Source organism: Microbacterium sp. F2E (genome assembly GCF_020905435.1).
GTDB lineage: Bacteria > Actinomycetota > Actinomycetes > Actinomycetales > Microbacteriaceae > Microbacterium > Microbacterium lacticum.
Genome location: NZ_JAJJIB010000030.1, coordinates 1 through 10,857, shown reverse-complemented (window position 1 = coordinate 10,857; position 10,857 = coordinate 1). Strand labels below are relative to the sequence as shown.

Genomic DNA, 10,857 nt, shown 5'->3' with positions numbered 1-10,857 from the left:
AGAACCCGAAGCCCTTCATCTGGACCAAGACCGCAGACCAGATACTCGAATCCCTCGGACGACTATTGCAACGAATTAACGGCGGAGGACACTAGTTTATCTAGCGATTTTCAGCGATACTACCTGGGGGATCAGGGAGGTGTCCACACGTGACCGAGAGATGGGTGCCGCAGACGCCGCGGGACGCGCTGATGATGTCGGCCATGACGGCCGTGCGGGCGTTCTCGGATGCGATGGACCGGATGCACGGCGGCATGCGCGGCGACATGGACATGAACGCGTCCGACCTCGCGGCGATGCGCCTGCTCGTCGTGCGTGAGCAGCGCGGCGAGTGGGTGTCGCCGCATCAGATCGCGGCGCACCTGTCGATCTCCACCGCCTCGACGACGAAGCTGCTCGACCGCCTGACGGCCAGCGGTCACCTCGAGCGGCGTCCGCATCCGAGCGACCGGCGGGCGCGCGTGGTCGTACTCACCGATGCCGCCCGCGCGGAGTTCTACCGCCATTTCGGCGAGCGGATGGGGCGCATGCGGGAGGGGATGGCGTCGTTCACCGACGACGAGCTGCGCACGATCGTGCGCTTTCTCGGCGAGATGGAGACGGCGCTCGGCGGCTGAGGGCGGACAACGAAGAAGGCCCCCGTTTCCGGGGGCCTTCTTCGTTTTTCGTTGCGGGGACAGGATTTGAACCTGCGACCTCTGGGTTATGAGCCCAGCGAGCTACCGAGCTGCTCCACCCCGCGCCGGCGGCCCTTGCGAGCCGTTACCGCCACCAAAATCCCTGATCAGGAGGCGAGTCCCTGGACTGGCTCTTCGTGTTGGTGTCTTCAGTGTAGCGCACTCCTCGACCTGTCTCGACCCGGCTCGGGACCGCTGTGCGCCGACATTCCGCCGAGCGATCAAATCCCCACCGTGCGGCCGTCGGCTCGCAATCTCACGTGATCCAGGTCACGTTGATCAAGCAGCTCGTGAGAGCGGAGCGTCGAGAAGATCGAGCAGCCAGGCATGTGCGAGCAGGTTCTCTTCGTGCGCTTGAGTAGCTGACTGACCTCCAAGGTGGCCGCCGGCGGCAACCCGATAGACGACGTGTGCGAGATCAGTTGATGTCGACGCCGTCCGATAGAGGTGGCTGAACCGTTCGACGGCTGCCGAATCGACGCGTGCGTCGTGGTGGGCTGCGCGGATCCAGGCTCGAGGAAGCGGGCAGCTGTGAAGAGCCAGCTGGCGAACGATGGTCATCGGTGAGAGATGTTCGAGGTGGTCTCTGACTTGCGCGTCGCCGCGAGGATCACCGAATTCGGCCCAGTCCGTGGTGGCGAGATTGGAGTCGGGGTTCATGAGTGCTGTGAGCGGGTCGAAGAATGGATGCACGAGGTGCAGCCCGCGCAGCCAGGTCGGTTCGCGGAGGCAGGCTGCGGCTGCGGTGAGGCCGCCTGCGCTGGCGGCGCTTAGCACGATGTGATCCGCGGCGATTGCGGGGAGGTCACGGAGCAGAGCTAGGCAGGCGAGAAGATCCTCGATCGATCGGTATCGGCCGACGCCCCTCGCCTGCCGATGCCATTCTGAGCCATTCTCGCCGCCGCCGCGTACGTGGCAGTAGGCGACTGCGACGCCACGTGCCAGGAGGTCGTCGGTGAAGGGGTCGAATGGCCCTTCCAGACTGATGCCGTAGGCGCCGTAGACGTTCACGACGAGAGGATGTGGCTCTGAGCCGGGGGGCAGGAGGAGCGTGATCGGGATCGGTGTGCCGTCGTCGCTGTTGGTGGTGATGCAATGAACGTCGGCTCGTCCAGTCGAAGTCGCGTGTACGTCACCGACGGCGGAAGGATGGACGACTTGGGGCTCGTGGAGCGGCGAGGAGACGAGGAAGATCGGACGCCCGGTGTCGGGATCGAATGAAGGGAGCATCGTGCCTGCCGGCGGAGCGGTCCACACCGCCGTCGGCCCTTGAGCGGGCATCCATACTGCTTGACGACCGCGGCGTCTCCCTATGACCGCGAGCGCGTCTCCAGCGGCCTGGAGGTGTTCCGCGATGAACTCGGCGGGGGCTACGGCGTCGAGTGGTTCGATCCTGTCAGCTTGTACGCGTCCTTGGCCCCGGTCGAGGATGATGATGTCTCCTCGCCATGCGATGGCGTCCATGTCGGGGAGATCCGATGCCAACGGGCGGCATGTCGGGGTGTCTCCGTCTCGGCTGTTGATGATCCAGTGATCGGTCGCGTCAGGCCCGCGGGAAGCGAGTACCGCGGTGCCGTCATCGACGCTGCGCAGTTCGAGCCGATGAGTTCGGTCGGGTTCGTCGAACAGGACCGCCGGGGCGTCACGATCGTGGTCCCACCAGAGGGCCTGGTGGGGCCGACGTGCAGCGTCTCGGCGGATCCAGAGGAGCCCTGTTCCGAAGGGGTATACGCGGGGTGAGATGGGTGATTCCTGGTGGACGAGCCGGGCTCCGCTGCGGGTTGCCGTATGGATCCAGATGCTGTAGTTCTCGTCACCGTTGGAATCGCCGATGACGGCATATGCCATGTCAGCGGCTCGCACCAATGTCTCCCGAGAGTGCAGGACGATGGTTTCGACGATTTCGCCGCCATCTGGGTTTCGGAGCCGCACGATCTCGGAACGACCGCCGTCCGCATCGGAAGCCGGCATGGCCGGAGGCCGCAGTGCGTCGACCTCGTGCAGACGCTGTGCGAGGGCGGCGATCCGGGGTCCGACGGTGCTCGATGGTTCAGGCACGTCAGACGCCTTGCTCGCGCAATTGCGCGCCGGGGCCGTCACGCAGCGGCGTGATGGCGGGGGCCAGGAGGATGAGGAAGATCACGATCCATGCGGCGACCAGTCCTAGCAGCATGGCCGGGACCGGCCAGACGACCACGGAGCTGTTGCCGAGAGCTGCTTTCGAGACGAGGACGCAGACGATTCCTCCTACGGCGACGGGAACGGCGGCTGTGATCGAGGCGGCCAGGGCTATGGCGAAGCTCTCGGACGCGATCAGGGTGCCGATTTGCCGTGTTTGCATGCCAGCGGCTTGAAGAAGGGCGATCTCGCGTCCTCGGCCCCGGGCGGACAGCGAGACGACGGCGGCGCTGGTGGCCAGCATTGATACCGCTACGACCGCGACGATCGTCCATACGTCGGTGAGGTCCGTCTGGGTGCCGGGCTGGAGTGCCTCGGTTACCGCGACGACGGAGTTCACGGCGCAGAGCAACAGGCCGATGCCCCCCAGACCTGCGGCCAGCGGGGCGATCGTCGTCGCACTGGCCTGGACCCGAGCCGCGGCTGCGCGGGTGCCGAGCGCGGGAACGACGGCGCCTGAGCGCGAAAAGATCCCGTTGAGGATCCAGAAGATGAAGGCGACGATCTGCGGGCAGAGAAGGTAGACGGCGATGAGAGCGCTGCCGCCGGCGTCGACAGCGAGATTGAACATGGAGCCGGGACTGGTCGACCCGAGTTGGGAGGAGAAGCCGGCGGCCACCACGAGGCCGCCGGCGACGAGCAGAAAGAACACGCTGCAGACGATGCGGAAGACCGTGACGATCGATCGTCGGCCAGACCCTTCGGGCGATCTGAGGGCGACGCTCGGTGGCGTGCGGGATGCTCGTCGCGCCGGCAGGAGTCCGCCCACCATCGCGGTGACGACACTGAGGACGATGATCGCCACGGGCGCCCAGGGGACGATCACGAACCCGGGCAGATTGACCGCGGGTGAGACCTCGGCGTTGAATGCCGGTACGGCCCAAAAGCTGAGGAGTGTCGACGCAAGAGCACCGACGACCGCGCCGCACACGCTGACGACCGCCAGGACGAGGAGCGTCGAGAGGAACACCGTCGAAGGCGATGCCCCCAGCAGGAGCCACAGCGCGTGGGCGCGTCGGGTGGCCTGCACGCTGGCTCGACCCACCACGGTCAAGGCGACCCAGGAGACGAGCGCGATCACGGTGTAGATCGTGACCGAGAGGATCCGGAACTCGTCCAACGGGACGCCTGCGGCCACGACCGCCGCGCGGAACTGCGGATCACTGGTCCAGGCGAACTGGTGGACGCACAAACCGATCATCGTTGCGATCACGGCGACGACGGCGACGGCGGGCACCCATTGCCGCCATTCGTCGGCGAACATCCTGATGACGTATCGCTGCACGGTGTCACGCCTTCAGCTCGGTCATGACATCCAGAAGTTCCTGGCTGGTGCTACGGCCGAGGTAGCTCACGGTGCGACCGTCGTGCATGATCACGACGGTGTCGGCCAGGGCTGCGGCGTCGAGGTCGTGGGTGACCATGACGATCATCTGTCCCTCGTCTGCCATGCGCCGAAGTGCTCCCAGGACGATCTGGGTGCTTTGCGAGTCCAGCGCTCCGGTCGGCTCGTCCGCGAAGACGATGCCCGGGCGGCGGGCGAGCGCTCGGCAGAGCGCAGTCCGCTGCTGCTCGCCGCCGGAGAGCGAACGGGCCGGCGCGCGGCGACGATGACCCAGACCGAACGATTCGATGAGATCACGGACCAGCTCGCGGGGAACCGCCGCGTGGTCGAGCCGGAACGGGAGGGTGATGTTCTCCTCGACGGTGAGGAACGGCACGAGGTTGTATTGCTGGAAGACGAATCCGATCTCTGACCGAAGCATGCTCGCCCGTCGGCCGGCGGACTGACGATAGACGTCGCGACCGTTGATCATCACGATGCCTGACGTCGGCTGGTCAAGACCGCTGAGACACATCAGCAGAGAGGTCTTCCCCGATCCCGAATGGCCCACGACGGCGGTCAGACCCCCTCCCTGCAGCTCGAGGTCGCAGCCGTGCAGGACGGTGGTCGTTGTCCGTCCTGTCGTCAGGTCCCGTCGGAGGTCTCGGGCGCTGAGCATGGTCGTCAAGTGAACTTCTCCAGGATGTGCTGTGCATGGTCGGGATGGGGTGGCCGCGGTTCTGGGTGCAGGTGCAGCCAGAACCGCGGCTCCCAGCTGTGAGGACGACTCAGCAGTTACCCCACGTGATCGAGCTGGGCCAACCCGGGCACGGCGGGATGACGCTGAAGGTGCTCACGCGCGCGGCGTCGTGGGCGTCGGTCTCGCCTTCGATGGTCTGGAACTCGAGGATCTTGTTCATGGTTCTTCACCTCCTTTCTTTCGTGGTGGATGGGTCCCGTTCTTAGAGTCCGAACGGGAGTGCGCGGCTGCCGGCGAGGACCTCATCGAGTGCGGCGAGAACGCCGCTGGCTCCGGTGAGGTAGTCCGACGAGAGGCGCAGGTTCTGGTTTCCTCGGAAGAACACGCCGGTGTCGTCGATGACGGCGTGTAGGCGCAGGGATCGCAGGTGGGTGGAGATGACGTCTTCGAGCGCGGCACTCGGGTGGTGTTGGACTCTTCGTTGCAGGTAGATGAGGAACCCGGCGAGGCCGTGGGCGAGGGACGGTTGGGCGCATTGGTAGTACGTCGCTGCCGCGTCGATTCCGGCGAGGGGCTCGGCGAACATCGTTGTGTCGGTGACACGCTGCAGCTCGAGGATCGCGAGTCCGGGCCCGAGTGAGCCGATGCCGAGATACGGCAGAGTCCGCCATCCTTCGTCGAACTCGAGAGTGCCGTTCTTTGTCATCGTGCACCGGGCAAGGTCGGCGTCGATCGCCCGAGCAGCCAGCGAGACGTACCGGTTCTCTCCCGTGACCTCGTGCAGTCTGGCGAAGAGGATCGCGGCCGCGCACCAACCGTTCAAGAGACCGACTGACGCGCCCTGCGCACCGTCCTCCAAGAGCACCGTCAGATGATGAGCCGCTTCCAGCGGGTCACCGTCGGAGGCGAGTGCGCAGAGTCCGACTCCGGCCCATCCAGACCACAGCGTCGGATCGGTGGGCGCGGTGCAGTCCGTGCTGTTGAGGGCGTCGAGCGTTCTGGCCAGACCTGCGTTGTACGCGGCATGTTCGATGCCGTCGCGGCCGCTGAGGCCCCGCGATCGCACCTCGCCGACTCGCGTGGCGAGCCAGAGGTCCGCAGCTTGGCGGTCGAGCGCGTCGGGGAAACGTCGTAGTTGGTCGATGACACCCGCCGCCCCATAGGGGTATCCGGCCTGGTGTTCGGCGCCGCCTGCGGTGAACAGGGCGATATCACCAGGAACGACTGGGCCGGTCGCGCCCCAGTCCACCAGGTTCTGAACGCCGCGGAAGATCTCCTCGTAGAGCTGGGCGTCGGTGAGGGTTTCGAGTCGGCCCGCGCGTTCTTCGACGACGTGCGCGGTCGTGTCAGGCAGGACGCCGAGCGTCTTTGACCAGATGGATGCGCTCACCGATTCGGGGACTGCGAGCTCCGCGGATGCGCGTCGGAGCAGTTGTTCGATCTTCCACACGTTGCCCTGGTCGGCGATCGTGGCCTGTGGGTACAGCAGATCGAGTTCCAGCACACCCAGCGACCAGCTATCCGCGGCTGCACCACTCAGACCGAACGCGGGCTCGTAGCCGGGTGCGCCTTGTCGACATCGCCAGGCGGGGTCCATGCGGTGAGCGAACTCGAAATCGATGAAGCACGGCCGGATCCCGTCACGCATGATGACGTTCTTGGGATGGATGTCGCCGAGCAACCAGCCAGCATCGTGCACGGACGCGAGAGCGGCGTCGAGGCGATCGACCGTGGATACGAGCCATTGCAGGTACGAGGAGTCATCGAGGTTCCAAGGCGCAGGCCGCAAGACCGGTGTGCGCGTCATCCACTCCCGCTTGAGATCGTGCCCCTCGACACGCTCCATCACGAGGTACCGATGCTCCCAGGCGGTGAAGGACCCGTAGTAGGCCGGTACACAGTCGAGCCCCTGCAGGTCCTTCAGGACCTCTTCTTCATGCGCAAGTCGTGCCAGAGCGTCCGTGGCGTCGACGTCCAGACCTGCGTGCGGTCGCGCCTCCTTCAGCACCACGATCGTCCCGACCGGCACGAACTCGTCCGTCGTGGCTTCAGCTAGATCGACGCCGCCCGCGTTGGAGAAGTGGAGCGCTGAACGCATCGTGAAACCGAAGTCGACGTCCTCTTCGACCAACGCAGCTGACACAGCCTCGGGCAACCTCGCCCAGGCCGGCGGCGTATATGCCGGACGACGAGGATCCTCGACCTCTTCACCGGTGGGATCGATCAGGGTCGAGACGTGGGCAGCACCTTTCGACGGCGGCACGAACGCGCCGTAGCGGAAGTAGACAGGCCCCGACTTCCATCTCTTGTCCGACAGGATGTACGGGCCTTCCGCACCACACAGCAGTGCGTCGAGTTCATTCAGAGCGGTCGTGAACTGCTCATCGGAACTCGGGTAGACCGTGATGAACTTGCCCGCACCACCCCGGTCCGCGTACTTCCCGTTCTGGACAACAAGGTCATTCGGAGTCGTGAGGTGCTTGAACGGTAACCGCGACCGAAAGCAATACTCAGCCGCAGTGGTCAGAACGGACTCAGCGTTGTCCGGCGTAGCAGAGACATGGATCTTCCAGCCCTGCCGGGGAAACACCCACCCGCGCGGAAACCAGTTCGTCCATGGATGCGTCGCCTTCGATTCCCATCCCTCCGGTACACCCGGCCCCACGTCGAAGACTCGAACATTTTCACCCGTGCTTGGAGGCGCGTAGAACGGATTGCCGGGCTGGCAATACCGGAGGTACTCGACATCGAGAGGCACCGCACAACCTTTCTGATGCGCATCTCGTGCTGAAATGCATCCATCGCGACACGCAGGCAACGAGTGACTCCTGATGGGGCACCACACGCGATGTCACTGAAGAGGCGAATGATCGCGGCCTGCACGCTCGACGCTATGGCGGCGCAGCTCCAGATGCTTCCCCCCGTGGTCATGACCCACTCGTGACCACGGTCACGAGTCACGGACAGCCGGCGAAGTTAGGCTTAGGGGGTATGGGCTCCACCCGTGTGAACGTCGAGCGCACTCTGACGGCACTCCAGGCGGTGGCGCTGTGCTGCCTCATCATGGCCGCAGTGCTGCGCATCATCGACTTCACCCAGTCGGGAACGGGGCTCGCCGTCGCCATCATGTGGCTCGTCCTCGTCCCGGTCATTGGAGCCTTGTGGGCCGTGCGCCCCCGCGCCGTCCGGGCCGGCCATGGTGTCGCCCTGACCATGGCAGCCGTCCTTCTGGCGACCCCGGTAGCCATCTTCGGGACGCTGAACTTCACGATCCCGGTCCTCCTGCTCGTGGTCGCGTTCGCCGTGGTCGACGTATCGCTGAAAGCCGGGATCCACGCGATGATCTGGATCTCGTGCGTGGGCTTCGCCCTCCTCCTGTCCAGCGGCCTCGGATCGTGGAGCTCGTTCCTCTCAGCAACGCTTCAAGGGATCGTCAACGTCATCCCCGTGGCGGTGCTCCTATGTTTCGGGATCGTCCTCGGCCTCTCCCTTCGCAGCTTCGAACAGAGACGCACCGCCGATCAGAACGTGATCGACCGCCTGCGACACGCATCGGAGATCGAGAAGGAACTGCTGCTCTCCGACGAACGCGCGCGCAGCGCACGAGAACTTCACGACGGCCTCGGGCACCGGCTCACGCTCGTCTCGATGAGCCTCGAACTCGCCGAACGGATGCGAGGCGCCGACGCCGACCAGGCATGGGAAGAGATCCGCACCGCCAAGGCCACCTCCAGCGAAGCATTGGCAGAGATGCGGACATGGGTGCGAGCACTCAGTCCGGTCCGCGATGCCGGAGCGCGGGGACTTGCCGCACTCGAGATGATCGCCGAGTCGTTCCGAGGCACCGGCCTGACGGTCGAAGTCATCGGAGACGACGCGTCCGACCATGAGCTCTCCCGCGACGATGCGATCGCGCTACTGATGTATCGAGCCGTCCAAGAGGGATTGACGAATGCCTTGCGCCATAGCAGAGCGCGGAACGTGCGCATCGATCTCCGCGTCGATGGCCACCACATCGCACTGGTGATCGTCAACGACTTCGGGCGAGCCGCGGGTATCGAGATGAAGGACGGTGAGCCTGCCCTCGGTTTCGGGCTACGTGGACTGTCCGACCGCGCATCGGGCCGTGGCGGCTCGATGCTGGCACGCCGGACCAACGATCAGTTCCGGCTTGAAGTCTCCGTACCACTCAGCGACGCCACGATCGAGAACGAAGAGATCACCTCATGAACAGGACCGACCCGACACGCGTCCTCTTGGTCGAGGACCAGCAGCTGATCCGTCGCGGCCTGGCCATGCTCCTGTCCACCGCTGACGGAATCGATGTGATCGCCCAAGCCGAAGACGGGCATGCGGCGCTTGACATTCTCTCCACAACCGAGGTTGACGTCGTCCTCACCGACGCACGAATGCCCGGAATGGACGGAGTGGAACTCACGACCCGCAGCGCACAAGAGTATCCCGGGCTCCCTGTCCTCGTCCTGACCACCTTCGATGACGACGCGCTCGTCCAGGCAGCACTCGCCGCCGGTGCCTGCGGATTCCTGCTCAAGGACACCTCGGTGGAAGGTCTCACCGCGGCGCTGCGCGCCGTCATCGATGGCGGGATGGTGATCGACCCACGAGTTGCTCGCGCTGCAGTGCAAACCAAAGAGACAGGAGACGGATCCCTCGCGATCCTCACCCGCGGCGAACGCGTCGTCGCAGAACTCGTCGCACAAGGTCTGACGAACTCCGAGATCGCAGCGCAGTTGGTCCTCGCAGAAGGAACCGTCAAGAACCACGTCTCAGCCCTGTTGAGAAAGCTCGGCGAGCGAGACCGCACCGCACTCGCCCTCACCCTCTACAAGGCATTGGGCGACTGACCTTGCAGATTTGCGAACAGTAGACTGTGCTGCTGCGCGTTCGCCCAGGCGGTCACGGAACTACTACAGAGCAAGTTGGATCCGGCCTTTGAGGATCGGCGTGGGGCCGCTTCGGATGATGCGGAATCTCGGCGAGCTGTCATTGACTTTTGCCAGATTGGTCGGGTCGAAGGGTACGAGGGTGCCGTCGGCGGTAACGACGTGCTTCTTGTAGCGTGTGCCGGCGGCGATGAGGATGGTGCCGCCGACGGCCGCCTCCGGCCACCGGGCGGGGTCCAGATGTCCTGAGACGTCGAGAAGGCCGCCTTCGGCGACCTTGGGCACGACGCCGACATAACCGGTGCCGTAGCAGCTGCCACCAGGTTCGACGACAAGGCGCTGGCTGACGATTCCGGCAACGACGAGCAGCCCACCGGGCAGAACGTGGACTCCGCCGTAGGCCGCGCCGAGCAGCCGGGTGGGGCCAGTCACGCGCAAGAGTTCGTGCTGATCGTTGTAGAGGATCAACTCGTCGCCGGTGTCGCGGATGCGCTGGATCATGTTTCTCCACGGTAGCCCGCATGGTCGAGGCTCAGAGCTGGCGTCCGTATTCGACCTGCTGGGGTTGCCTTCGTGGTGTGCGCGTTTCGGATGCCTCCGCGACCTGTCGTGCGCGACGCAACGCAGAGGAGGCCACGCGATACTCACTGGCCTGCCCAGGGTTGGTGATGTCCTTCGGATTCCCCAGTGCCACGGGGCCGGTGATGTCGTATCGCCGCCGGTACAGAGCGATGGTGGTCGCGTGGGCGAACCATCCCGGGCTGGCGTGTTCACTTGTGGGTGGTCGGCCCATGCGTGTGGTCCAGGCTTCGCCCGCGTCAATCGCGGTCTGAAGAAGCTGACGCACGGCGGTCTCGATCAGCCTTTGGCGCTCGGTGAGCGCGGTGCGCATGTCGCCTGGAACAGGTCCGGCGGGTACCGGAATGAGCCCGGCGACTCTGCGTGTCGCGGTGATGCGGCGCTGGCCGAGCTTCGCCGTGGTGGGCTGTGTCAAGCTTCGTAGACGATCTCTTTGTGGATTTCAGGCCGCGGTTGCGGTCTGGGCGTAGTAGGCGGCCCGGGTCTCGGCGGGGG

At 65.2% G+C, this 10,857-nt stretch carries 10 protein-coding genes and 1 tRNA gene; 3 read left to right on the top strand and 8 right to left on the bottom strand.

What is annotated here, in order from left to right; genetic code table 11:
* Positions 1–149 precede the first annotated feature (149 nt).
* Entirely contained in the window at positions 150–617 is a 468-nt protein-coding gene (locus tag LOK55_RS13700) for a MarR family winged helix-turn-helix transcriptional regulator (RefSeq protein ID WP_229935810.1), read from the top strand.
* Between the two features lie 51 nt (positions 618–668).
* Here the strand turns inward: LOK55_RS13700 and LOK55_RS13695 are convergent.
* The 6 genes from LOK55_RS13695 to lanKC all read right to left on the bottom strand — a co-directional run bounded on the left by LOK55_RS13695 (position 669) and on the right by lanKC (position 7,637).
* A tRNA-Met gene (locus tag LOK55_RS13695) sits at positions 669–742 on the bottom strand.
* A 214-nt stretch (positions 743–956) separates the two neighbouring features.
* Entirely contained in the window at positions 957–2,735 is a 1,779-nt protein-coding gene (locus tag LOK55_RS14340) for a prolyl oligopeptidase family serine peptidase (RefSeq protein ID WP_229935809.1), read from the bottom strand.
* Position 2,736: 1 nt separating this feature from the next.
* Positions 2,737–4,119, bottom strand: a complete 1,383-nt coding sequence (locus LOK55_RS13685; RefSeq protein ID WP_229935808.1) for an FtsX-like permease family protein — start codon at positions 4,117–4,119, stop codon at positions 2,737–2,739.
* Between the two features lie 25 nt (positions 4,120–4,144).
* Complete coding sequence (locus LOK55_RS13680; RefSeq protein ID WP_229935811.1) at positions 4,145–4,858, bottom strand: ABC transporter ATP-binding protein; 714 nt, start codon at positions 4,856–4,858, stop codon at positions 4,145–4,147.
* 109 nt (positions 4,859–4,967) lie between these two features.
* Positions 4,968–5,099 carry a hypothetical protein gene (locus tag LOK55_RS14165; RefSeq protein WP_268252623.1) on the bottom strand — a complete coding sequence of 44 codons (132 nt, stop codon included), beginning with the start codon at positions 5,097–5,099 and terminating at the stop codon, positions 4,968–4,970.
* A gap of 42 nt (positions 5,100–5,141) precedes the next feature.
* The gene (lanKC, locus tag LOK55_RS13675; protein ID WP_229935807.1) at positions 5,142–7,637 is read right to left on the bottom strand and encodes a class III lanthionine synthetase LanKC; all 2,496 of its coding nucleotides are present in this window, start codon (positions 7,635–7,637) and stop codon (positions 5,142–5,144) included.
* A 233-nt stretch (positions 7,638–7,870) separates the two neighbouring features.
* Here lanKC and LOK55_RS13670 point away from each other — a divergent pair, with 233 nt between their 5' ends.
* Both LOK55_RS13670 and LOK55_RS13665 read left to right on the top strand, forming a co-directional pair.
* Entirely contained in the window at positions 7,871–9,109 is a 1,239-nt protein-coding gene (locus tag LOK55_RS13670) for a sensor histidine kinase (RefSeq protein ID WP_229935806.1), read from the top strand.
* Positions 9,106–9,744, top strand: coding sequence for a response regulator transcription factor (locus tag LOK55_RS13665; protein ID WP_229935805.1), 639 nt, complete (start codon positions 9,106–9,108; stop codon positions 9,742–9,744). Before LOK55_RS13670 ends, LOK55_RS13665 begins: the two co-directional genes overlap by 4 nt.
* A 63-nt stretch (positions 9,745–9,807) precedes the next feature.
* Here LOK55_RS13665 and LOK55_RS13660 read toward each other — a convergent pair whose 3' ends face one another.
* Together LOK55_RS13660 and LOK55_RS13655 are read right to left on the bottom strand one after the other, a co-directional pair.
* Positions 9,808–10,284, bottom strand: a complete 477-nt coding sequence (locus tag LOK55_RS13660; RefSeq protein ID WP_229935804.1) for a hypothetical protein — start codon at positions 10,282–10,284, stop codon at positions 9,808–9,810.
* A gap of 31 nt (positions 10,285–10,315) precedes the next feature.
* Entirely contained in the window at positions 10,316–10,777 is a 462-nt protein-coding gene (locus tag LOK55_RS13655) for a hypothetical protein (RefSeq protein ID WP_229935803.1), read from the bottom strand.
* Positions 10,778–10,857 lie beyond the last annotated feature (80 nt).

What these genes read in the sequence shown, in the direction of transcription:
- LOK55_RS13665 (WP_229935805.1), top strand. Translation starts at nt 9,106, where the DNA reads ATGAACAGGACCGACCCGACACGCGTCCTCTTGGTCGAGGACCAGCAG.
- LOK55_RS13685 (WP_229935808.1), bottom strand. Translation starts at nt 4,119, where the DNA reads ATGTTCGCCGACGAATGGCGGCAATGGGTGCCCGCCGTCGCCGTCGTC.
- LOK55_RS14165 (WP_268252623.1), bottom strand. Translation starts at nt 5,099, where the DNA reads ATGAACAAGATCCTCGAGTTCCAGACCATCGAAGGCGAGACCGACGCC.
- LOK55_RS13670 (WP_229935806.1), top strand. Translation starts at nt 7,871, where the DNA reads ATGGGCTCCACCCGTGTGAACGTCGAGCGCACTCTGACGGCACTCCAG.
- LOK55_RS13660 (WP_229935804.1), bottom strand. Translation starts at nt 10,284, where the DNA reads ATGATCCAGCGCATCCGCGACACCGGCGACGAGTTGATCCTCTACAAC.
- LOK55_RS13680 (WP_229935811.1), bottom strand. Translation starts at nt 4,858, where the DNA reads ATGCTCAGCGCCCGAGACCTCCGACGGGACCTGACGACAGGACGGACA.